The 23,653-nt window shown below is 60.9% G+C and carries 20 protein-coding genes; 12 read left to right on the top strand and 8 right to left on the bottom strand.

The features are described 5' to 3' along the window. Nucleotides 1–132: 132 nt before the first annotated feature. Nucleotides 133–330, bottom strand: a complete 198-nt coding sequence (locus tag JFT91_RS09480; RefSeq protein ID WP_201230528.1) for a cation transporter — start codon at nt 328–330, stop codon at nt 133–135. A gap of 148 nt (nt 331–478) precedes the next feature. Between JFT91_RS09480 and JFT91_RS09475 the strand changes: the two genes are divergently transcribed. The 3 genes from JFT91_RS09475 (at nt 479) to cueR (ending at nt 3,734) form a co-directional block, all read left to right on the top strand. Next, nucleotides 479–862, top strand: a complete 384-nt coding sequence (locus JFT91_RS09475; RefSeq protein WP_201230526.1) for a hypothetical protein — start codon at nt 479–481, stop codon at nt 860–862. Nucleotides 863–930: 68 nt separating this feature from the next. Continuing rightward, the gene (locus JFT91_RS09470) at nt 931–3,324 is read left to right on the top strand and encodes a heavy metal translocating P-type ATPase (RefSeq protein ID WP_201232208.1); all 2,394 of its coding nucleotides are present in this window, start codon (nt 931–933) and stop codon (nt 3,322–3,324) included. Continuing rightward, entirely contained in the window at nt 3,321–3,734 is a 414-nt protein-coding gene (gene cueR, locus JFT91_RS09465; protein ID WP_201230522.1) for a Cu(I)-responsive transcriptional regulator, read from the top strand. Before JFT91_RS09470 ends, cueR begins: the two co-directional genes overlap by 4 nt. On the opposite strand, the gene JFT91_RS09460 is transcribed toward cueR, so the two are convergent. The 3 genes from JFT91_RS09460 to JFT91_RS09450 all read right to left on the bottom strand — a co-directional run bounded on the left by JFT91_RS09460 (nt 3,688) and on the right by JFT91_RS09450 (nt 7,639). Beyond that, on the bottom strand, nt 3,688–4,941 hold the full coding sequence (locus JFT91_RS09460; RefSeq protein WP_201232207.1) for an MFS transporter: 1,254 nt from the start codon (nt 4,939–4,941) through the stop codon (nt 3,688–3,690). The genes cueR and JFT91_RS09460 overlap by 47 nt on opposite strands. 183 nt (nt 4,942–5,124) lie before the next feature. After that, nucleotides 5,125–6,021 carry a PA4780 family RIO1-like protein kinase gene (locus JFT91_RS09455; protein ID WP_201146637.1) on the bottom strand — a complete coding sequence of 299 codons (897 nt, stop codon included), beginning with the start codon at nt 6,019–6,021 and terminating at the stop codon, nt 5,125–5,127. A gap of 340 nt (nt 6,022–6,361) precedes the next feature. Next, on the bottom strand, nt 6,362–7,639 hold the full coding sequence (locus JFT91_RS09450; protein WP_201232206.1) for an acetyl-CoA C-acetyltransferase: 1,278 nt from the start codon (nt 7,637–7,639) through the stop codon (nt 6,362–6,364). Nucleotides 7,640–7,813: 174 nt separating this feature from the next. Here JFT91_RS09450 and JFT91_RS09445 point away from each other — a divergent pair, with 174 nt between their 5' ends. The 4 genes from JFT91_RS09445 (at nt 7,814) to JFT91_RS09430 (ending at nt 13,925) form a co-directional block, all read left to right on the top strand. Beyond that, nucleotides 7,814–9,166 (top strand): 3-oxoacyl-ACP reductase, encoded by a 1,353-nt coding sequence (locus JFT91_RS09445; protein ID WP_201232205.1) that lies wholly within the window; start codon nt 7,814–7,816, stop codon nt 9,164–9,166. Between the two features lie 2 nt (nt 9,167–9,168). Continuing rightward, nucleotides 9,169–10,023 (top strand): MaoC family dehydratase, encoded by an 855-nt coding sequence (locus tag JFT91_RS09440; RefSeq protein ID WP_201230515.1) that lies wholly within the window; start codon nt 9,169–9,171, stop codon nt 10,021–10,023. A gap of 514 nt (nt 10,024–10,537) precedes the next feature. Beyond that, on the top strand, nt 10,538–12,121 hold the full coding sequence (locus JFT91_RS09435; protein ID WP_201232204.1) for a collagen-like triple helix repeat-containing protein: 1,584 nt from the start codon (nt 10,538–10,540) through the stop codon (nt 12,119–12,121). Between the two features lie 133 nt (nt 12,122–12,254). After that, nucleotides 12,255–13,925, top strand: coding sequence for a ShlB/FhaC/HecB family hemolysin secretion/activation protein (locus tag JFT91_RS09430; RefSeq protein ID WP_201232203.1), 1,671 nt, complete (start codon nt 12,255–12,257; stop codon nt 13,923–13,925). Between the two features lie 118 nt (nt 13,926–14,043). Here JFT91_RS09430 and JFT91_RS09425 read toward each other — a convergent pair whose 3' ends face one another. The 4 genes from JFT91_RS09425 to JFT91_RS09410 form a co-directional block, all read right to left on the bottom strand. Beyond that, nucleotides 14,044–16,425 (bottom strand): autotransporter family protein, encoded by a 2,382-nt coding sequence (locus JFT91_RS09425; protein WP_201232202.1) that lies wholly within the window; start codon nt 16,423–16,425, stop codon nt 14,044–14,046. Nucleotides 16,426–16,756: 331 nt separating this feature from the next. Next, nucleotides 16,757–17,158, bottom strand: a complete 402-nt coding sequence (locus tag JFT91_RS09420) for a response regulator (RefSeq protein ID WP_201232201.1) — start codon at nt 17,156–17,158, stop codon at nt 16,757–16,759. 72 nt (nt 17,159–17,230) lie between these two features. Next, a complete protein-coding gene (locus JFT91_RS09415; RefSeq protein ID WP_201232200.1) occupies nt 17,231–17,437 on the bottom strand; it encodes a Flp family type IVb pilin in 207 nt (68 codons plus the stop codon). A gap of 123 nt (nt 17,438–17,560) precedes the next feature. Beyond that, nucleotides 17,561–17,767, bottom strand: a complete 207-nt coding sequence (locus tag JFT91_RS09410) for a Flp family type IVb pilin (protein WP_201232256.1) — start codon at nt 17,765–17,767, stop codon at nt 17,561–17,563. Between the two features lie 354 nt (nt 17,768–18,121). On the opposite strand from JFT91_RS09410, the gene cpaB reads away from it, so the two are divergent. The 5 genes from cpaB to JFT91_RS09385 are packed head-to-tail and all read left to right on the top strand — an operon-like array spanning nt 18,122 to nt 23,653. After that, the gene (gene cpaB / locus JFT91_RS09405; protein WP_201232199.1) at nt 18,122–19,060 is read left to right on the top strand and encodes a Flp pilus assembly protein CpaB; all 939 of its coding nucleotides are present in this window, start codon (nt 18,122–18,124) and stop codon (nt 19,058–19,060) included. 20 nt (nt 19,061–19,080) lie between these two features. Continuing rightward, entirely contained in the window at nt 19,081–20,298 is a 1,218-nt protein-coding gene (locus tag JFT91_RS09400; protein ID WP_201232198.1) for a type II and III secretion system protein family protein, read from the top strand. Beyond that, on the top strand, nt 20,295–21,485 hold the full coding sequence (locus JFT91_RS09395; RefSeq protein ID WP_201230496.1) for a CpaE/TadZ family protein: 1,191 nt from the start codon (nt 20,295–20,297) through the stop codon (nt 21,483–21,485). The genes JFT91_RS09400 and JFT91_RS09395 overlap by 4 nt, the downstream gene beginning before the upstream one ends. Further along, nucleotides 21,482–22,750, top strand: a complete 1,269-nt coding sequence (locus JFT91_RS09390) for a TadA family conjugal transfer-associated ATPase (RefSeq protein WP_201232197.1) — start codon at nt 21,482–21,484, stop codon at nt 22,748–22,750. The genes JFT91_RS09395 and JFT91_RS09390 overlap by 4 nt, the downstream gene beginning before the upstream one ends. 18 nt (nt 22,751–22,768) lie before the next feature. Then, nucleotides 22,769–23,653 carry a type II secretion system F family protein gene (locus tag JFT91_RS09385; protein WP_201232196.1) on the top strand — a complete coding sequence of 295 codons (885 nt, stop codon included), beginning with the start codon at nt 22,769–22,771 and terminating at the stop codon, nt 23,651–23,653.

Below are 23,653 nucleotides of genomic sequence, written 5' to 3'. Positions count from 1 at the left end.
TGCGCCCGGACGCCTTGAACATTCCGATAGCTCGCTAACTATAAAAACAGCAAAAGATCGCAGCCTTCGGCGGCTCCTACATCTTTCCGTGTAGGCGCTGTCGCAGGCTGCGATCTCTTGCTTCGGGGGCGATCAGGCAAGTTTGACGGCGTAACCTTCTTCGCTGATGACCTCGATCACCTGCTCGGCACTCAGCGCACTTTCGACGCCGACCTCTTTCGCCGCCAGATCGATGCGCACGCTAGCCGCCGGATCTTTAGCCTGCACCGCGTTAGTGATGGCCTTGACGCAGTGACCACAAGACATGCCCTGAACATTGAACACTTGCATGGAATGACTCCTTTGAGTGAGGTTGCCGGCAGTCTCGAGCTTGCCATCATGGCAAGGTCAAGTTCTGGAATTAACTGCCGGGCTGGCAATCGGCGCCGCGCTCGGCCAAGCTGCGTGCATCAATGACCTAAATTCAGGAGATTCAGCCATGCGCTGGTCAGCTTTCAGCCTGTTTGCCTGCCTCAGCCTCTTTGCCGCCATGCCTCAGGCCAATGCGACCGGCGAGGACTACGCCGTTCTGATCATCTCGCGCGAACGCCTCGAAGTGCCGACGTCCTGCGAGATTGGCGTGTATATCCAGGATCAGTTTGCCGGGCGTCTGCTGCAGGAGCAGTCGACCTCGTTCAACCTGCAGCACGGTACGTTTTCCATACGTCTGAAGCTTGAGCCTGGTCAGGTTCCGGGGTGTCAGCCGGGCATGCTGGCACCGCCGGCGCAGGAGATCTCGCTGAAGGCCGGCGATGTGCTGAAGTACCGGATCGCAACATCGGCCAAAGGCCTGTACCTGCGACCCGCTGCCCTCGAGTATTGATTGGCGCTTGACCTTGCCCGCATGGCAAGGTTGATCCTTGTAGGCATCTACTACAGGGAGTACGACCGATGTCCGATTCCATCACGTTCGATCTGCCGATTGCCGGCATGACCTGCGCCAGTTGCGCCGGGCGTGTCGAGCGCGCCTTGAGCAAAGTCAGCGGCGCCAGTGCCGTCAGCGTCAACCTCGCCACCGAGCAGGCCCGAGTGGAAGCGCCCGGCGACAGTCTTCCGGCCTTGATGGAAGCCGTAGAGCGCGCCGGTTACAGCGTGCCGCAGCAAACGCTCGAACTGAGCATCGACGGCATGACCTGCGCGTCCTGTGTGGGTCGCGTCGAACGCGCTCTGAACAAAGTCCCCGGCGTTAAAAGCGTCAGCGTCAACCTGGCCAGCGAGCGTGCGCACCTCGAACTGCTCGGTCAGGTCGATGCGCAGGCGCTGCTCGATGCGGTGAGCAAGGCCGGCTATTCGGCCAGCGTCTGGCAAGCCGAACAGCCACACGCCGATAATCAGCAACGACGGCTGAAGCATGAGCGCTGGGCATTGATCTGCGCGATCGCTCTCTCCCTGCCCTTGGTAGCGCCGATGTTGCTGCAACCGTTCGGCATCCATTGGATGCTCCCGGCCTGGGCACAATTCGTCCTCGCCACGCCGGTGCAATTCATCTTCGGCGCACGCTTCTACGTCGCCGCGTGGAAAGCCGTACGGGCCGGGGCCGGCAACATGGACTTGCTCGTCGCCCTCGGCACCAGTGCCGGTTACGGTTTGAGTCTTTATGAGTGGGCCACCGCCGCCGGGCGCATGCCACATCTGTATTTCGAAGCGTCGGCAGTGGTCATCGCCCTGGTGTTGCTCGGTAAATACCTCGAAAGCCGCGCCAAACGCCAGACCGCCAGCGCCATCCGCGCCCTCGAAGCCTTGCGGCCGGAACGGGCAATTCAAGTGCTCGACGGCCGCGAGCAGGAGGTCGCCATCAGCGCCCTGCGCCTCAACGATCTGGTGCTGGTCAAACCCGGCGAACGCTTCCCCGTCGACGGCGAAGTGATCGAAGGCCAAAGCCACGCCGACGAAGCGCTGATCAGCGGCGAGAGCCTGCCGGTGCCGAAACAACCGGGCGACAAGGTTACCGGTGGCGCGATCAACGGCGAAGGTCGTTTGCTGGTGCGCACTCAGGCGCTGGGCGCGGAAACCGTGCTGGCGCGCATCATTCGGCTGGTCGAGGACGCACAAGCGGCGAAAGCGCCGATCCAGAAACTGGTGGATAAAGTCAGCCAGGTGTTCGTGCCGACCGTATTGGTGCTGGCCCTGGCCACCCTGATCGGCTGGTGGCTGTACGGCGCACCGCTGGAAACCGCGCTGATCAACGCTGTCGCGGTGTTGGTGATCGCCTGCCCCTGCGCCCTCGGCCTTGCCACGCCGACCGCGATCATGGCCGGTACCGGCGTGGCCGCACGTCACGGCATTCTGATCAAGGACGCCGAAGCGCTCGAGCGCGCCCATGAAGTCAGCAGCGTGGTATTCGACAAGACCGGCACGCTGACGTCCGGCACTCCTCGCATCGCCCACTTCAGTGCGGTCGATGCTGATGAAAACAACCTGCTGAGACTCGCCGGTGCCCTGCAACGTGGCAGCGAACACCCACTGGCCAAAGCGGTGCTCGATGCCGCTGCCGAGCGGGATCTGCAGGTGCCCGATATCAGTGACAGCCAATCGCTGACCGGCCGCGGCATTGCCGGCAGTCTTGATGGCCGGCGTCTGGCGCTGGGCAATCAGCGAATGCTCGAAGAAAACGGTTTGAACGCCGGCAGCCTGAGCGAATCCGCCAATGCCTGGGAGGCCGAAGGCCGCACTCTTTCATGGTTGATCGAGCAAACTCCTGAGCCGAAAGTGCTCGGTTTGTTTGCCTTCGGTGACACCTTGAAACCGGGCGCGCTGGAAGCCGTGCAGCAACTTGCCGCGCGCAACATCCACAGCCATCTGCTGACCGGAGACAACAAAGGCAGCGCCCGCGTAGTCGCTGAGGCCTTGGGCATCAGCAATGTCCACGCTGAAGTATTGCCAGCGGACAAAGCCGCCACCGTCGCCGAGCTGAAAAAAACCGGCGTGGTCGCCATGGTCGGCGACGGCATCAACGACGCCCCGGCCCTCGCCGCTGCAGACATCGGTATCGCCATGGGCGGCGGCACCGACGTCGCGATGCACGCGGCCGGTATCACCCTGATGCGCGGCGATCCACGGCTGGTGCCGGCCGCGCTGGAGATCAGCCGCAAGACCTACGCGAAGATTCGTCAGAACCTGTTCTGGGCCTTCGTCTATAACCTGATCGGCATTCCGCTGGCGGCGTTCGGCTTCCTCAACCCGGTGCTGGCCGGGGCGGCTATGGCGCTGTCGAGCGTCAGCGTAGTGAGCAATGCGCTACTGTTGAAAACCTGGAAACCCAAGGATCTGGAGGAGCACCGATGAACATCGGCGAAGCGGCCCGGCACAGTGGCCTCAGCGCAAAAATGATCCGCTATTACGAGTCGATCGGCCTGCTCAAGGCAGCCCATCGCACTGACAGCGGTTATCGGATTTACAGCGGCGATGACTTGCACACCCTGGCGTTCATCAAGCGCTCACGTGACTTGGGTTTCTCACTGGAGGAAGTCGGCAAGCTGCTGACGCTCTGGCAGGACCGGCAACGCGCCAGCGCCGATGTGAAAGCGCTGGCGCGTCAGCACATCGACGAGCTCAATCAAAAGATCCGCGAACTCGGCGAACTGCGCGACACCCTGCAAGATCTGGTCGAGCACTGCAACGGCGACCACCGCCCGGACTGCCCGATCCTCAAGGAACTGGCGTCGGGCTGCTGCGCGCAACCCGCTCGCGCTTGATGGCGAATATTTTTACCGTCAGCAATGTGCAAAGCGGAATGCCGTGGAATACCAAGACCACGGCACCCGGCGTCCACCAGGCGTAAAACGGTGCGGCGACCAGCATGCCGATGCCGAACCCGGTCATTTGCAGCAGGGTCAGAAAGCTGAAGATCGGCAAGCGCAAATGCTCCGGTTCACGTTGCAGGCGTGACATCAGGCCGACTTCGGAAAAGCCGTCACCCAATCCCGCCGGCAGGGAAAACAACAGCAATCCGTACAGGCTGTGCTGCTGGAACATCAGGATGAACCCGCAGGACATCAGCGCCACGCCGAAGAAAAACCGCCGCTCCAGATGGATGTTGTCCGAGCCTTTGAGACGACTGGCGATGCGCGCGCCGAGCAGTTTGCCACTGGCCCACACGGCGAGCATCAGGCCTAGCGTGGTGCTGGCTGAATCGGGGCTCAGCAGCTTCGAGATAATCGGGAAACCGACGTTGTGCGCCGCGCTGCCCAAGGTGTCGGCCATCGTCACCGCAAGCATCGCGGCAACCACCGGAGCACTGCGCAAGCCCTGTTTGAGCGCAGACCATTCGCCGCGTTCGGGTTCTTCGTGCAGGGTCGGTTTTTCGAAACGCAACGGCACGATCAACAGCGCCGCCAGCAAGTACGTCAGTGCGTTCAGGGCGAACACCGTTTCGAAACCAAAACCGGCCACCAGCAATCCCGAGACCAGACTGCCGCCGACCATCGCGGCCGAAGAGGCCGAGGTGATCCAGGCGTTGGCCTTGAGCAACTGCTCGGCGGGTATCAGCCGTGGTAACTGGCTGTTCAAGCCAATGGCGAACATCGAATTGCCGAAGCCCAGACCGAAGGCAATCACCGGCAGCAACAGTCCTTGCAGACTGACCGGCGTGATCAGCAGCAGGCCGAGCAAACCGGCGCGCAACAGATCGAACGCGATCAGCGGTACGCGGCCATTCCAGCGTCGGTAAAAGCGAGTGCCCACCAGACTGGCAAAAATCCCCCCGCCGACGCGACTGGCGAGGAAAATCCCGACGCTCATGGCGCTGTTGCTCAGCAGGTAGACGTAGGTGGCCAGCGCAACCATGTTGAGGAAGGCGCCGAAATCGGAAATCAGCCGAGCGGTGATGATCAAGTGGGTGTTGCGGGGGTAGTCACATTCAGTCCTTGAGTGTGCGGAGGCAGACAAGATTCCCACACACATTTCAAGAACACCACAGATCCCTGTAGGAGTGAGCCTGCTCGCGATAGCGTCGGCACCATCAACCTCTCTGTCGACTGAACCACCGCTATCGCGAGCAGGCTCACTCCTACGGGAGATTTTTGTTGTCCTTTTTAATGCGCGGGCACAAAAAACCCGGCCGAAGCCGGGTTTCTGTTTAAGCGGTTACTGCATCCACGGCGGTGGAGGCGGTTCGTCGGACTTGCCTTTCGGCTCGTCGTCCGCCGCACGGATCGCCTGTTTGCGCTCCTCATCCAGCCGCGCCGCTTCGATCTCGCGCAGCACCCCGCCAACATCGGCCAGGTCTTCCGGATCATCGAACTCGCCGGTCAGCACGCTGGCCGGGTGCAAGGTGCCGGCTTCGTACAGCGCCCACATTTCCTTGGCGTACTTGGTCTGCCTCAACTCCGGGGCGAAACGCCCGAAATAAGAAGCCATGTTGCCAACGTCTCGCTCGAGCATGCTGAACGCGTGGTTGTTGCCAGCAGCGTCGACCGCTTGCGGCAGGTCGATGATGACCGGGCCGGTCGGCGTCAGCAGCACGTTGAACTCCGAGAGGTCACCGTGCACCAGGCCGGTACACAACATCAGCACGATCTGCGAAATCAGGAACGCGTGATATTCGCGCGCCTGGTCCGGTTCGAGCACCACGTCGTTCAGACGCGGCGCAGCGTCGCCGTACTCGTCGGCCACCAGTTCCATCAACAGCACGCCGTCGAGGAAGTCATAAGGCTTGGGCACCCGCACACCCGCGCCGGCCAGACGGAACAAAGCCGCTACTTCGGCGTTCTGCCAGGCATCCTCGGTCTCTTTACGACCGAATTTTGAGCCCTTGGCCATCGCCCGCGCCTGTCGGCTGTTACGAACCTTGCGGCCTTCCTGATACTCGGCTGCCTGGCGGAAACTGCGTTTATTCGCCTCCTTGTAGACTTTTGCGCAACGTAACTGATTGCCGCAGCGCACCACATAAACAGCTGCTTCTTTGCCACTCATCAGTGGGCGCAGCACCTCGTCAACCAGACCGTCTTCGATCAGCGGTTCAATGCGTTTTGGAGTCTTCATCAGCTTTTATTGTGGGTCCTTTATTACCAAACACGCGAATGTCACTCGTTATACGGCAATCCTCGCCTCTCGGGGAGGGGTTGCCGACCTGTGAATCTGTGAATGCACACACTGTGCCGAAAATCTGACCGCGGCGAATCATAGCCGAGGCGGTGGTAAATGTTGCTGATCGGTGTTGAGGGCATTTGCGACAGAATCTGACATCCGCCTGTAAGCGTCCTTGAACATGCCCAAATAAACCTGTGGGAGCTGGCTTGCCAGCGATGGCGATATCCCGGTCAATAAAAATATTGAATCTGATGGCCTCATCGCGGGCAAGCCCGCTCCCACAGGATCCGGTTTATCTTTCGATAATGGCGGTGACGCCTTGCCCGCCTGCTGCGCAAATCGAAATCAGGCCACGGCCCTTGCCTGCCGCATCGAGCAATTTGGCCATGTTGGCGACGATCCGTCCGCCGGTTGCGGCAAACGGATGCCCTGCCGCCAGGGAACTGCCTTTGACGTTGAGTCGGCTGCGATCAATCGAACCCAAGGGCGCATCGAGTCCCAGACGGGTTTTGCAGTATTCGGGATCTTCCCAGGCTTTTAACGTACACAGCACTTGCGCGGCGAACGCCTCGTGAATTTCGTAGTAATCAAAATCCTGCAAGGTCAGGCCATTGCGGGACAGCAAGCGTGGCACCGCGTACACCGGCGCCATCAGCAAACCTTCCGCGCCGTTGACGAAATCCACCGCCGCCGCTTCGCCGTCGCGCAGGTAGGCAAGGATCGGCAGGCCACGTTCTTTCGCCCATTCCTCGCTGCCGAGCAGCACCACCGAGGCGCCATCGGTGAGCGGTGTGGAGTTGCCCGCCGTCAGTGTGCCTTTGGCGCTTTTCTCGAAGGCCGGTTTCAGCGTGGCGAGTTTTTCCAGTGTCAGATCCGGGCGCAGGTTGTTGTCGCGGGTCAGGCCGAGAAACGGCGTCATCAGATCGTTGTGCCAGCCTTCGCTGTAGGACGCAGCGAGTTTGTGGTGGCTTTCGAGGGCCAGTTGATCCTGCTCCTCGCGAGGGATGTTCCAGGTCTGTGCCATGAGCTCGCAGTGCTGGCCCATCGACAGGCCGGTGCGTGGCTCGCCGTTGCGCGGAAATTCCGGGATGAGGTGTTTGGGGCGCAATTGCAGAATGGTTTTCAGTTTGTCGCCGGTCGTCTTCGCGCGATTGGCTTGCAGTAGGATTTTGCGCAAGCCTTCGCTGACGCTGATCGGCGCATCGGAGGTGGTATCGACGCCGCCGGCAATGCCGCAATCGATCTGCCCGAGCGCAATCTTGTTGGCCACCAGCAGCGCCGCTTCCAGACCTGTGCCACAGGCTTGCTGAATGTCATACGCCGGGGTGGCCGGCGAGAGGCGCGAGCCGAGCACGCATTCACGGGTCAGGTTCATATCTCGTGACAATTTCAGCACCGCGCCTGCCACCACCTCGCCGATGCGCAGGCCGTGCAGGTTGTAACGTTCGATCAGGCCTTCGAGGGCAGCAGTGAGCATCACCTGATTGCTGGCGGTAGCGTAAGGCCCGTTGGAGCGGGCGAAAGGAATACGGTTACCGCCGATGATCGCGACGCGGCGCAGCTGACTCATGAATAACTCCTTGTTAGGTATCCAGATTTACAGACCCTGTGGGAGCTGGCTTGCCAGCTCCCACAGGGTCAGTGGTCTACTCTGCTGTTCTAGCGTAGGCCTTATTGCGTGGATCGAACGATTGATTGCCGTGGGTAGTCCACACTTTGAACCCCAACTTCTGGAGAGCGTTCCATGTCTGACCGCTATATCGACTTCGCCAACTCGTCCATCGGCCATCGTCTGGTCGGCGCACTGGGACTGCCGTCGCCGGTGCGACTGGAGCGCTGGCAGGCTGGACGCCTGCGACCGGTGGACGGCGCGCTGCTGATCGGTGGCGGGCCACTGGCCGAACGCGTCAGCGCCTTCGCCAATCGTTTGACCGATGGCATTTACCGCTACGGCGAGCAACCGGCGACGGCCACCGAATGGATTCCCGGCCACGGCCCGAAACTCAAAGCGGTGGTGTTCGATGCCAGCGAATTGCAGCACACCGACCAGCTAAAACAACTGCGCGAATTTTTTCAGCCGTTGATGAAAAATCTAGAGGCGTGCGCGCATCTGGTGATCCTTGGCCGCGCCCCGGAAACCCTGGCTGATCCGTTTGCGTCCAGTGCGCAGCGAGCACTGGAAGGATTTTCGCGCTCGTTGGCCAAGGAACTGCGCAGCGGCGGCACCCTGCAATTGATCTACGTCGGCGCCGGTGCCGAGGATCAACTGGAAGGCCCGCTGCGGTTTTTCCTTTCGCCGAAAAGTGCATTTGTATCCGGACAAGTCATCCGCCTGAGCGCGTGCGCAACGCCAGTGACTGACTGGACGCGACCGCTGGCCGGGCGCAAGGCGCTGATCACCGGTGCGGCCCGCGGTATTGGCGCATCGATCGCCGAAACCCTCGCCCGCGACGGTGCCGAAGTGATCCTGCTCGACGTACCTCCGGCAAAAACCGATCTCGACGCCCTCGCTGCACGCCTCGGCGGGCGCAGCATCACCCTCGATATCTGTGCCGAAGACGCGGGTGCACAACTGATCGAACAACTGCCCGACGGCCTCGACATTCTGGTGCACAACGCCGGAATCACCCGCGACAAAACACTGGCCAACATGACCCCGGAATTCTGGGACGCGGTATTGGCCGTCAACCTCAACGCGCCGCAAGTGCTGACCAAAGCGCTGCTCGACAGCGGTACGTTGCGTGACAACGCGCGGGTGATTTTGCTCGCCTCGATCAGCGGTATCGCCGGCAATCGCGGGCAAACCAACTACGCCGCGAGCAAGGCCGGATTGATTGGCCTGGCCCAGGCGTGGGCGCCAACCCTGCAGGAACGCGGCATCAGCATCAACGCCGTGGCGCCGGGTTTCATTGAAACCCAGATGACCGCGCACATCCCGTTCGGCCTGCGTGAAGCCGGGCGACGCATGAGTTCGCTGGGCCAGGGCGGCTTGCCGCAAGACGTCGCCGAAGCCGTTGCATGGCTGGCGCAACCGGGCACCGGCGCGTTCACCGGGCAGGCGCTGCGGGTCTGTGGACAAAGTGTTCTGGGGGCTTAGGCATGAGCATCGAATGGCACACGCTGGATCGCGAACCGAGCCTGCCCGGTCTGTACGTACGGGCAGCCACGCGACGCAAAATCACTGGCACGCAACTGCCTGACAGCGGTTTGCGCTGCTGGGTCGATGTCGATGGCAAACGCCTGGCGGCCTACCGCAAGGTCTGTGGATTTGCCGACGACGGTCTGCTGCCGCCGACTTATCCGCATATCCTCGCCTTCGCCTTGCAAATGCAATTACTCACCGCCAAGGATTTTCCCTTCCCGTTACTGGGGCTGATTCATCTGAGCAACCGCATCCGTGTCTTGCGGCCGATGGGCGCAATCAGTCGGGCGCAAGTCAGCGTGCGCGTGCACAACCTGCAGCCGCATCCGAAGGGCGCGACGTTTGACGTGCTGACCACACTGGACGATCAACTCGGGCCATTGTGGGAAGCCGAAAGCCAGATGCTCTGTCGCGGGGTCAAGCTTGAGGGTGAACCCGTCGAGCAGACGTGGGAGCCCACGCCAGCGCTGACGGAAGTGGCGCACTGGAAAGCCCCGGCAGACATTGGTCGGCAATACGCCAAGGTGTCGGGGGACTACAACCCGATTCACTTGAGCGCGGCGAGTGCCAGGTTGTTCGGCTTTCCCACGGCGATTGCCCATGGGTTGTGGAACAAGGCGCGTACTTTGGCGGCACTGGCCGATCACTTGCCCAAGGCCAACATCGAGATCGCCGTGCACTTTCGCAAACCGGTGCGGTTGCCAAGCGAGGTGACCCTGCTGGCGAGTGCGGCGGGGTCCAGTGGCGAACTGCGCCTGATCGGCGCGAATGACCTGGAACACATGGTCGGGCAGTGGCAGCCGATCGGCTGACTCCAAAGGTGGGTGGCAAACACAGCAATTGTGCGAAGGAAAACTCCGTGGCGAGGGGATTTATCCCCGTTCGGCGGCGCAGCCGTCGTAAAAGTTTTGCACCCAATGCCTCTGACCAACCCCGCTCCCAAGTTTTGGGGCGGCTTCGCCACCCATCGGGGATAAATCCCCTCACCACAAAAGCGCCCTGTCACCACAGCGTTTTCAACGCACTCGAGACTGGGGCTGACCTGTTAATTGTGTGTATATCACTTAAGTTTTTTCCGCCCTATTGCCTCGCAGTTGAAAATTCCCGGCCTTGATTTTCAAGGCTTTTTTTTGCGCCTCTATTACCTGGGTATTAGTCCTTAGGCGCTGCTTTGCGCCTTATATATAAAGGCGTTAATACCAACTTGAGAATGGTCGGAAACGCACCATCGACTGAGATTAGAGCCACGGACGAGGCATTGTCGGCGACAGATCGGCAAGCCATCGAAGGCAACGAACGTTGTGACAGGTGCAAGGAATCTCGATCATGAAAACTCAAGACGTGTGGTGCAAATCAGCAATCGCTTTGGCATTGATTCTCTCCCTCGGCCTCGCCGGTTGCAGCAGCGGCGGTGGCGGCCATCACAGCAGCTCCGGCAGTTCCTCGCCTACCAGTGGCACAAGCGGCACTGGTGGCACGGGCGGTACTGGCGGCACCGGTGATACCGCGGGTACAGGCGGAACCGGCGGTACGGGTGGTACGGGTGGTACTGGCACAACCGATCCGACCAATCCGACGAACCCTACAAATCCAACCGACCCAACCAACCCGACGAATCCAACCAATCCGACCACCACACCATTGGTGACCACTACCCTGGTGCAGGATGTCGGTAAAACCGTGGCTGGCGTCGGTGATGGCGTCGGCCAGATTGGCGACTCGCTGAGCACTGTTCCTGTGGTCGGTGGCGTGGTGCAAAGCGCGGCCAACACCGCCGGCAACGTGGTCACGACTCTTGGCGATGGTGTCGCCAATGGCATCGGCAAACTGTCAACCGATCCTAAAGGCCTGACCACCACAGTTGCCTCGGTTGGCGGCGTGGTCACGGATGTCGGCAATGGCGTGACTGACCTCAGTGGCAAACTGGTCACCGCCACCAACAGCGTTCCGGTGGTCGGCGGCGTGATCACCAAAGTGGCGCCATTGCTCGACGGTGTCGGCGCGAAAGTCACCATGCTCGGCAATACCCTCGACACCACCCTGACCAATGGCCCGACCAGCCAACTGACGGATAAAGTCGGCGCCGGTTTGGTGCCGGTGATCGCCATGGTTGAAAGCACCACCGACAAGATCGGCGATGCGACCGGTCTGGGTGATCCGCTCAAAGGAGTGATTTCGAAAGTCGGCGGTGCCGTCAACGGCCTGGGCGACAAGGTCACCGACGCTGGCAATGGTAATGCCGTGACCAACACGCTGGGCGACGCCTTGAGCAATACCGGGACAGCGGTTGGCAAGGCTGGCGGTCTGGTGTCCAACAGCAGCGGCTCCGGCACTGGCGGTGGTCTGGGTGGTGGTCTGGGTGGTGGTCTGGGCGGCGGCCTCGGTGGGACTGGTCTGCTGCAAACCGTCGGCGGCGCGGTGGTCAACGTCGGCACAGGCTTGAACGCCGGCAATACCAACGGCGTAGTGAGTGCCGGTGGCGTTACCGCAGGCGGACTGGGTAACACCGTCGCCTCGCTGAACACCGTGCTGGGCGGCTCGGGCTCACCGATTACCGCAACGACCTCGCCACTGGCCACCGTTGGCGCCACCTTGGGCGCAGGCCTGAACCCGGTCACCAGCGCGGTCACCAACGTCACGCAACAAGTCGGCGCAGCCACAGGTTTAGGCTCGCCAGTCGCCGGACTCACCGGCCAGATCGGCGGCGCGGTCAGCGGTATCGGCAACAGCATTGCCGCCACCAACAACCCGGTGACCACAGCAGTCGGTGGTCTGGTCAACAACGTCGGCGGCACCGTTGCAGCGGTCGGCGGTCTGGTCAACGGCGGTGCCAGCGGGGGCACCACCGGTGGCGGTCTGGGCGGCGTACTCGGTGGGTTGACCGGCGCTCTGGGAGGCAACAAACGCTAAATTGCACCTGGCCGATTCGACGGCCTCACCTACAGCGCCTACGCTTGGTTGAGGGCGGAAGATTCCCACGAGTCTTCCGCTTTTTTCTTAGGAAAAAACAGCCTTGAGCTGCGATCTGACCATGGAGTGTCCTATGCGCGTTATGGCGTCCCTGTTGTTCCTCAGTCTCAGTTCCGCTGCCCTCGCCGACACCCTGCCCAGCTTCCTCAATAGCAACGAAACCATTCGCAACCTGCCCGTGCCCAACTTGCCGGCCGATGCCTATCGCCCGAGCGCCGCGCCGGTGCAAGTGCCGGATGCCGGTGCGACCGCCGCGCAGCCATTGATGATGAGCACCAAGGTGAACCTGAAAACAGTGCAGATCGAAGGCGGCACCCTCTATCCGCTGACCGAACTCGCCGAGAATTACAAAGGCCTGATCGGCCGGCAAACCAGCCTCGCCGACCTGATCGAAGCCACGCGCAACATCACTCGTCGCTATCAGCAGGGCGGTTACCTGCTGTCCTACGCGTTTTTGCCGCAACAGAGTTTTGATGACGGTGTAGCGCGCGTGGTGCTGGTGGAAGGCTATGTCCGCGATATCCAGATGCAAGGCGACGTCGGCCGGGTCAAAGACCTGATCGACAAACTGGCCGCGAAAATTCAGGCCGAACGGCCGCTGACGCGCAAGACCTTCGAGCGTTACACCACCCTGATGACGCGCATTCCCGGCGTGACCATTCAGGCGCAGGTGCCGCCACCGGGCACTACCGACGGCGCGACCACGCTGGTGGCCGAAGCCAGCCGCAAGCCGTTCACCAGCTCGCTGAGCACCACTGAAGACAACCGCAACGGTACGCAGGCGCTGCTCGGAGTCAGTAGCAATTCGCAGACCTCGATGGGCGAGCAATTGTCCCTCAGCGGCCTCTTCCCACCGGGTGACGACAAAGAGCATTACTACCGTGTGGACTACAACCAGTTCCTCAACGCCGAAGGCGCGCAACTCGCCCTGTCTGCCTCACGCTACCGCGCCGATCCGGGCACCAACGTACAGCTCGACAACGGCCTGGAACTCAAACCGCATCGCGAGAATGACCGTTACTCGGTCGGTTTCACTTTCCCGCTGATCGCCGCCTCCAACGAGTTGTTGACCGCCGGTTCGCGGTTATATGCGGTCAACGACAAAACCCGCTACAACGTCGTCGGCTACCCGCTGAGCGTCGAAGAACGCACCGACATCCGCGCCCTCGCCTTCGAAAGTGACTGGCGCAAGGCTGATGCGCGGCAGCTGCGAATCCTCAGCGGCGGTGTCTATCAAGGCCTCGACAGCATGGGCGCGAAGACCAACAACAGCGCCATCGACCTGAACTTCTTCCGCGTGCGCCTTTCCGGAGTGCAGAGCGACAAGTTCTTCGATAACTGGCAAGGCGTGCTTTCGGCGGCGCTGTACTGGAGCGACGACACCTTGCCCGACAGCGAACGCGCGGTGTTCGGCGGGCAGAATTTCGGCCGTGGTTATCCCGACGATCAGGCGTCCGGCGACAAAGGCTGGGGGGTGGCGTACGAGGTCAACTACAGCTTCAACCGCGACGGCAATTGGGTGCGGATTCTGCAACCGTATGTGGTGCTGGACCGCTCGCGCAGCTGGTTCAATCAACTGCCGGTGCAAGCCAACAGTCTGTCGTCGGCGGCGATCGGTTTACGATTCGGCGATGCCAAGTACTACAACATTGCGCTGGAGGCGGCGAAGGCAATGTCCGACGAAGCACTGGACACCTTCAACCGCCGACCGCGTTACAGCATCAGCTTCAGTTATCAGTTGTAGAAGGTGCGGCGCTTGTCAGACCGTTTTCGCGAGCAAGCTCGCTCCTACATTTGAAATGCATTCCCACTGTAGGAGCGAGCCTGCTCGCGATGAACGATGACGCGGTGCCGAGGCTGGATCAGAATGCGTAGCGCACTTTCGCGGTGAAGCCGTCGGAGTCAAAACCGCTGGCGGTCACGTAATTGTACGAACCGCCGACACTCCAGGCGCCCATCCGGTAGTTGGCACCCAGCCCCAGTTCATAACTGTCACGTACCGGTGTGGTGCCACGGCTGGTGAACGAATCACCACCCAACACAAACGATGATGTGGTGCCGACCTTGTCGCCGATGAAGTCATGCCACGCCATGACCTTCGCCTCAGGTTCAAGACTGCCGGTGCCGATCGCGAACGCGGCGGCCAGACGCGCGCCCACGCCCATTTCACCCACTTCGTAACGCTGGCTGCCGACATTCAACGAGGCCGAACTGCCCTTCTCGTGATACGCGTCCATGCTCACGTTGGCGTAACGTGCGCCGACTTGCGGCTCCAACACGACATCCGGCATCAGGCGCAGGCTGTAACCGGCCAATGCACTCACACCGAACACGTCACTGTCGTAGTCACCCTTGGCACGAGTACCGGCGATATAGCGTTTGGACTCGTTATCGTTCCAGCCGACCATCAACGACGAATCGACAAACCAGTTGTCGTGTACCCAATTGCTGTACACGGTCAGCGCGTGCCCGGTCACTTTGGTTTTGCTGCCAAGGTCGGATTTCACATCGCTGTCGAGGTAGCTGTACGCCAGACCCAACGTCGTGTCGGCGTTCAACTGGCCGTCGGCACCCACAGCGATGCCGTGGCTGTCGGCGTCGTAACCGGCAACGCCACGGCGCGCGTCCTGGTTGGCATCGCTGCTCAAGGCTTGCAGCCAGACGCCCTTTTCGCTCGAGCCGGCGGCTGTGCGGGCACGACTGGAGCGATCATTGATCACCCCCGAAACCAGCGTCTGGCTGTTGGTGGTGGCGTGAAGCACCCCACGGCTGACGTCCGGGCTGAGTGCCTCGGACAACCGCGCCAGCTCGGCATCGGTGCTGGCATTGGCGAACGCCTGAAACACCGGGTCCTGCTCATCGATACGTGACATCACACTGGCAAGACGCCCCACCGCCGTTGCCGCGTTACGACTGCCGCCCGCGGCCAGCGTGTTGACCGCCAGGGTTTCATCCGACTTGGTGGTCACCACGCTGGTGATGTCATTGCCTTCGACACCGAAGCTTTTCACGTCCAGCAACGCCGAGCTGGAGCTGACCGTCAGGTTGCTGCCACCGACCAGATTGCCCGAGCTGATCAAGGTGTAACGCGTGCCACCGGGAGTGACGCGGAAGTCGCTGGAGCGAGCCAGCAAACGCAACTGCCCGCCTGGCGCGATCTCGGTAGTCCCGGTGACTTTCAAAACCGGCAGCGCCGGATTGGTGTCATTGCCCAGGTACAGCTCCAGCACCGAATTGGCTTCTTCCATGTCGAAGTCGCCGATGATCGTGGTGTGCGGTCGCACCAGGGTCAGCGTGCCTTCTTCGATGGTGACGTAACCTGACTTGATCGTCGAACCATCGAACGTTGCGTCGCCGTCGACCCGCACGCCGGCCAGCCCGAGCAGATCACCCTTGACCGTACCGCCGAAGAAGTCGAAATACGTTTGCCCATCATCAACCTGGATCGCCGCCGAACCGCCCTCGATCGAGCCGCTCAGCTGATAAATTCTGAACAGGTTGCTGCCTGCTGTCTGGTCACTGATGTGAATGCCGATGGACTCACCGGAAATCGTGCCGCTGTTGTTCAACAGTAATTTCCCGGAGCCTGATGAACTGACACCCTCCAGCACCAGAGCCTCTGCGTTGGTCCCAGAGGCGCGGATAGTGCCGGAATTGTTTATCCCGCTGTTGAGCGTGGCACCGTCGAGAAACAAACCCAGTGCATCGCTGCCACTGGCGCTGATCATGCCGGAGTTGCTGAATCCGGCAAGACTGGTTTGCACCAGCATCACTCCGGTGGACGTCGCCCCGCTGACGTCGATGCTGCCGCTATTAATCAGGTAGTTACCCAATTCGCTATTAATCACGGAGATGCCCGTTGAAGTTCCCACCCCGGTCAATCCGTGCACAGCAATCGAGCCATCGTTGATCAGCGCGAACTGAATTTTGCTTTTTACGGCCCCGGAGTCACCGAGACTGATACCGACGCCTTGGGTGGCGCCGTCAATGCGGATGCTGTCGTTGTTGCGCAACTGCATGGCTCTGAGCCCCTGGAACCGAGCGCCGAAAGTCAGGCCCGGCGCAGCCACGGGCGTGGCATTGAGGTTGCCGTGCAAATTGACCAATCCAGTGGTGTTGAGCAGATTGCTATCCAACGGGGCGCTGCTGATGTCGTAATCAATATCGGCGACAGCGGTACCCGAGTGCAAAGTGGCGGTAATGGACAGCGCCAATAACGAGCGGCGCAGGCAAGAAGTGTTCAAGCGAGATTCCCTTCCAAAACATTAAAAACAGTTTCAGCAGGGTTCATACATTCACTTTGGCATCCCTACCGGCCCACCAGCTCATCTGATCCGGGCGCGGCGCAATCTACACGAGCCATCATTTCGACACCATCGAAATGTCAACGCGATGACGTCAGATTTCAGATGCCCCATCTGCGGCAGCTTTTACGCAGAACGTGCAGGCAACATGTAATGGCTTGGCTGGAAGGACCTCATCGCTGGCAAGCCAGCTCCCACAAGGAAAAATGAGCACACCCCGACGTGGGCCGAATGTCAGGGCACGAACGGATACACACCCCCAACCAGGTCCTCACCCCACCCGAACCTTGGGAAACAAGTTATCCAACGTCTCCAGCAGCCGAACGTGATAAATCGGCTTGCGAAACAGATCCAGCACCTGCAACCGCAGCATGTCGCTGACATCCTCCATGTCGGCATGCCCGGACGTCACGATCACCGGCAGATGCTGGCGTGAAGTGTGTTCGCGCAGGCGCTTGATCAGCGACATGCCGCTTTCTTCCGGCATGCGCAGATCAGTAATCACCAGGGCGATATCGGGATGGCGAGTGAGATGGTGCAGGGCAAGTTTTACCGACGTCGCGGTATGGCAAGTGAAGCCTTCGCCCTCCAGCAACTCCGCTAACTCCAGCAGTGCGTCCTCTTCATCGTCGACGAGGAGCAACTGCTGGCGGGGCAACGAGGAAGCAGTCATGAGCAGTCCCTGAAAAACTGAAAGAGAAACCGAGTGTAGCGTGTCATTCAGCCAACGCGACGGTCGATACGATCAGGGTGTCGGAGCCGTTTGCGCCGTACCACCCAGAGACACCAGAACGCTATTGAAAATGGCGAGCACCTTGGTGCCTATCGGTGTAACGAAAACGACGACCACCACCGCCACCATCGCCACCACAATCGCGTACTCGATGGCCGAGGCCGCTTCAGTGCTCGCCAAAAACGAGCGTACGCGCGCTATCAAATATTCAAGAACCATGGAAATTCTCCTTCGTACCGGCGACTCGCCAAATACTGGAAATCCAATGACACCTCAGCAATGCCCGGGCTTGCTGTAAATCACGGCGCGCACGAGCATTGCAAAAGCAGAGCGTGGGTTCGATCAAGGCGTCGGCCGGACCTGCGCCGTTCCGTTGAGCTTGGTCAGTATCACGTTGAAAATGGCCAGGACCTTATCGCCGATAGGTGTCACAAACACCACGACAACCACGGCCACCATCGCCACGACGATCGCGTATTCGATAGCCGACGCCGCTTCGTCACTTTTGCAGAATGTCCGGGCTCTGGCCCGCAGATAGTCGAGAGTCATACGAAACATACGTCCACTCCTTCGCGCCCATGGCGCCGATGTCACACTACAGCGGCAAGGTTCCACCGTGCCATTTGAGCATTGTCAACAAACCCGCGCCCAACAACTGTAAGAACGGATTAATCACAAAGAATTAATACCCTCGCGCCGATACCTTTTTCTGCTGTTAATTGGCCAAGACTCATACTTTAGTGGGTTATTTTCCTGTCAGTAATGGCGCTTTCGCTTGGATCAGCTAGCGTGGAAATAGCGAAATAGTTACTTGTTCATAGCTGCCTGATTGCGAATTTATCTCGTTGCAAGTAACGGGTCATTGCATAAGACAGAACGCGCAGCGGGAAAGGGAGAGCCGTCATGAACAGTCGCGTCACTCTGGGCCTGGCAGCCGTCCTTTTGCTCGGAGCGATCTTCGTCGGCTACTGGGGACTGGTGCTCAGTCGCCAACCGGCTCCCGTCGCCGAGGCGCCCGCTGCTCCCTCTGCGACTGTTGAAAAAACTGTCGCGATTGCCGAAGACCAGACCCGCCAACCGGTGGTGGTATTGCTCCACGACGTACCGCCATTCACACCTCTGACAGCTGCCGATGTGACGGTGGAAAAACTGCGCAGCGCACCGGCCGGCAGCCTGAACAATGTCGATCAGGCCGTTGGCCGCACGCCGTGGCGGCACCTGAGCGCGGGCACCTGGCTCAATGACGAAAGCTTCGCTGCCGGCGGCTCGCTCGCGCGGATGATCCACAGCGATGAGCGCGCGCTCACCGTGGCCGTCGATGAAGTGATCGGCGCGGCCGGGCAATTGATTCCTGGCGATTACGTCGATGTATTGCTCTACCTGCGCCAGGACGCGAGCAACCTGCAGCAGTCGGCACAGATCGTCGTGCCAGCCATGCGCGTACTCGGCGTGGGCGATCAGTACGGCCTGACCAACGACGGCCAACCCGCCTCCCCGGCCCTGAGCGCCGACGAAAAAATCAAACAGGATCAACGCAGGATCGCCGCTCGCACCGTGGTGCTGGCGGTGCCTGAACAGCTGCTCAGCCGAATGATGCTCGCCACGCAGGTCGGCACGTTGCGTCTGGCCGTGCGCAGCAGCGAAGAACAACGACTGGCCAAATACTGGGCTGGCGAAAACCAGTCTCCGGCGCACCTCGACAATGCCAACAGCCAGCTCTTTCAGTTCACTCAACTGGCCTTGGGCGCCGCACCAAAAGTGCCGGCGAGCGGCGGTTCCGGCAACGCGCGGCCTGCGGTGGAAATCATTCGCGGCAATCAGATCACCCAACAAACCCAATGACTGAGCAAGGATTCCAGTGCATGCAGAGTCGTTTTAGGTCGACATTGAAACCTGTGCTCCGCGTCTTGTTACTGATGGGACTGTCGACGGATGCGGCGTTCGCGGCAGTCGGCAATTGCTCGGCGCTGGGGCGTCTGCCACCGGTGATCGAGATCGGCGAAGGCTTTCAACAGGATGTGCAGTCGCCGGTAGCGATCACGCGTCTGGCCGTTGGCGATCCGAAAATCGCCGACGTGCACGCCAACGGCAGTTCGTCCTTTCTGCTCACGGGTGTAGCACCCGGCGCCACCAGCCTGATGGTCTGGACCTCGTGCTCCAGCGAACCGCGCCAGAGCATGGTATTCGTACAGGGCTCGGCCACCGCCGCATTGACCAGCAACCTGCCTTCGGATGATCCAAGCCTGCCGTCACAAGTGCAGACCGATATCCGTTTCGTCGAAGTCAGCCGCACCAAACTCAAGCAAGCCACCGCATCACTGATCGGCACGCGCGGCAACTTCCTGTTCGGCTCTCCCGGCACCCTGCCGCCCATCGATGGCGTACCGCAACCGCGCCTGCCGGTGGATAACTCACTGTTCAACTTCTCATGGGTCGGCGGCAAAACCATGGCAATCATTAACGCCCTGGAAGGCAGCGGTTTCGCCTACACCCTGGCGCGGCCGAGTCTGGTGGCGTTGAGCGGGCAGAGCGCAAGCTTCCTTGCCGGCGGTGAGATTCCGATCCCGGTGCCCAGCGCCAACAGCAACAGCTACTCCATCGAATACAAGGAATTCGGCATCCGCCTGACCCTGACGCCGACCGTCGTCGGCCGTGACCGCATCGCCCTCAAGGTCGCGCCGGAAGTCAGCGAGTTGGACTACAACAACGGTGTGACCATCGGCGGCACCACCGTGCCGGCGTTCACCATCCGCCGCACCGATACCAGCATCTCGCTGGCCGATGGCGAGAGCTTCGTGATCAGCGGTTTGATCAGCACGCAAAACGCTTCCCAGGTGAACAAGTTTCCCGGGCTTGGCGACATCCCGGTGCTCGGCGCGTTTTTCCGCAACTCGTCAATCAATCGCGAAGAGCGCGAATTGCTGATGATTGTTACCCCGCACCTGGTGCAGCCGCTGGCCGTCAACGCGCCATTGCCTTCGCTGCCGGGTGAAAAACTGCGCAACTACGACCCTAACTGGTATCGCCTGTACTTCCTCGAAAACGGCAACTTCGATAAACGCAGCGGGTTATCGCAATGAGCCAGAGCCTGAGTCAGACCTTCCTTGCCATCACCCGCAACGACACCGATCTGGAGTGGTTGCAGGGTGCGCTGGCGCCGCTCGGCCAAGTGGTCAGCGCCGGTGGCGGCAGCCTTGACGAGTTGCTCGCGCTGGTCGACGTGACCTTCGCCAACCTGGTGTTCGTCGGGCTTGATCGCGATCATCTGGTGGCGCAGAGCGCGTTGATCGAAGGCGTGCTCGAAGCCAAACCGATGCTTGCCATCGTCGCCCTCGGTGACGGCATGGACAATCAACTGGTGCTGAATGCGATGCGTGCCGGCGCGCGGGATTTCGTCGCTTACGGCTCACGCTCCAGCGAGGTCGCCGGGCTGGTGCGGCGCTTGAGCAAGCGCTTGCCAGCGGTGACGCCGAACACTCAGCTCGGCGGGTTGACCGTGCTCTACGGTGTGCAAAGCAACGCCGACGGCGCACTGTTGGCCAACCACATGGCACTGGTGGTACAGAAGAGCGGCCAGCAAACCTTGTTGCTCGACTTGGGCTTGCCACGCGGGGATAGCCTGGCCTTGCTCGGCCTGGAGAGCTCATTCCATTTCGGTGACGCGTTGCGCCACTTGCGGCGGCTCGATACGACCCTGATCGACAGCGCCTTCACCAGCGCCGAAGCGGGGTTGCGCATTCTTGCTTACGCCGGCTCCGACGAGCCGCTGGAGCGCACCAGCGCCGCCGAGTTGTACATGCTGCTCAGTGCTCTGCGCCAACACTTTCAGCACATCGTCGTGAACCTCACCGGTCAGCCCGACAGCGAAGCGCTGCGCACCTTTGTCAGCCATTGCGACAAGCTGTTGTGGTACACCGACCAGAACGTGCTCGACTGCCGGCGCAACCTTGCCGTGCTCAATCTGTGGCGCGAAAAAGGCATGAAACTCGATCATGGGCGGCTGCTGGTCGACCGCTATTTGCGCAACGTCGCGCCGGATTCCGACACCTTGGGCAAGACCTTCGGCCTGGAAGTGATCGCGGTATTGGCGTTCAGTCCGGAGATCCGCCTCAACGCTAAAAATCAGGGCGTCAGCCTGTTCGAACTGGCCCCGCGCGAACCCATCAGCCAAAGCCTGCGCACCCTCGGCGAACGCCTGGCGAAACGCTCCGAGGGTCTGGCCAAACCCAAGGCCAACTGGTTCAACCGCTTGCGAGGCACTTCATGAGCAGTGAGCAGCTGTTCGGCGGCCCGCAGCGCTCCGCGCCCGGCAACACCGATCATGATGGCCTGAAACTGGTGCTGCACCGCTACATCATCGACGCCATCGAAGAGTCGGGGAAAAACCTGCTGGAAGGTTCGCGGCAGGTGCTCGCGCAATTTGTCATCGACAAGGTCGCGGAATACATCGCACGCCTGCACCTGGCGATTTCGCGTTATGAAATGGAGCGGCTGGCCGAAGAAATCGTCGACGAGCTGACCGGTTTCGGCCCATTGGAGGTGTTGCTGCGCGACAGCGCCGTCACCGAAATTCTGGTCAACGGCCCGCACCGGGTGTTCATCGAACGCGATGGCGTGCTGCACTTGAGTGACTTGCGTTTTATCGATGCGCACCACGTTGAACGGGTCATGCAACGCATCCTTGCGCCCCTCGGGCGGCGCCTCGACGAGTCTTCGCCGATGGTCGATGCGCGTCTGCCCGATGGCAGCCGGGTCAACGCGATCATCCCGCCGATCGCCCTCGACGGGCCGTGCCTGTCGATCCGAAAATTTCGCAAGGACATGCTCAAGAGCACCGACCTGATGGCGATGCAAACCATCGATCAGGCGATCTATGACTTCATTGAAGAGGCGGTGAGCAAGCGCTGCAACATTCTCATCAGCGGCGGCACCGGCACCGGCAAGACCACGCTGTTGAACATCCTCAGCCAGTTGATCAACCCCCATGAACGCTTGGTGACCATCGAAGACGTCGCCGAATTGCAACTCGGCCACCCGCACGTTGTACGCCTGGAAACCCGCCCGCCGAATGCCGAGGGCCACGGCGAAGTGAAGGCCAGCGACCTGATCCGCAACGCCCTGCGCATGCGCCCCGACCGGATCATCCTCGGTGAGATTCGCGGCGTTGAAGTGGTCGATGTGTTGACCGCAATGAACACTGGCCACGACGGATCGATGAGCACCGTGCACGCCAACAACGCGCAGGACGCCTTGTTGCGTCTGGAAACCCTGGTTGGCCTGACCGGCCGCACCATCGCCGAACGCACGCTGCGCCAGATGATCTGCGCTGCGCTGGATGTGGTGATTCAGCTGACACGCATGCCTGACGGTCGACGCTGCGTCAGCGAAGTGGTGGAAGTGGTGGGCGTGCGTGATGACGTCTACGTCACCAACACGCTGTTTCGCCTTGATCGGCGTACAGGCTTCGGCTTCCTGCGGGAGGCGGTGAATCCGGCCGGCGACAAGTTGCGCCGCGAGGCCCATCTGGGCTGACAGCAAGGAGCGCGGAGCATGCTGGGACCGATCATTCTCATCACCACTTGCCTGATCCTTCTCGGACTGTCGATCCGCCTGTTTCTGCATGGCATGCGCAAGACAGCCACAGAAAAAGTACTCAACCGACTGGCCGCCGGCCAACCGCAATTGGCCACCGAAAAACCCACGTGGGTGGGTCTGGAACGGATGTTTTTGCGTGCTGGGCTGGGCCGTCCGACCGAGCGCTTCGGATTGTGGCTGAGCGTGTGGCTGGCAGGAATGGGACTTGGTTATCTGCTGTTCGACTGGTTCGGTCTGCTGGTCATGGTGCTCGCCCCGCCGCTGGTGTTGCGGCTGTACATTGCCTTTCTGTACCGCCGTCGACTCAAGCGCATGATCGAGCAACTGCCGCAACTGCTTGACCACACCGTGCGCAGTTTGAAGTCCGGGCGCACCCTCGCCGATGCGGTGTTGGGCGGCATCGAGGCCAGCGAAGATCCGCTGAAAAATGCCATGGGCCGGGTACAGCGCAACGTGCAGTTAGGCGTGAGCCTGCCCGATGCCGCGTCGGACTTGGCGGAGTTATACGAACGTGATGAGTTTCGCCTGTTCGCCCTCGGCCTCAAGGTCAATCACCGCTACGGCGGCAACGCCAGCGAGCTGTTGGAAAACCTCATCAAGATGATCCGCGAGCGTGATCAGGCGTCGCGCCAGTTGCGCGCCATGACCGGCGAAACTCGCCTCACCGCCTGGGTCCTCGGCTCACTGCCGGTGTTGCTGGTGAGTTACTTCATGCTGACCAACCCGGGCTACATGCTGGGCATGTGGCACGACTCGGGTGGCCAGACAATGTTGATCATCGCAGCGGTGTTGCAAGTGGTCGGTTGCCTGACGCTGTGGCGCATGTTGCGGAGCGTTTGA

The sequence above is a fragment of the Pseudomonas sp. TH08 genome (genome assembly GCF_016651275.1).
Lineage (GTDB): Bacteria > Pseudomonadota > Gammaproteobacteria > Pseudomonadales > Pseudomonadaceae > Aquipseudomonas.
Note: the sequence above shows the minus strand (reverse complement) of the source record. Positions and strands in the feature narration are given on the sequence as shown.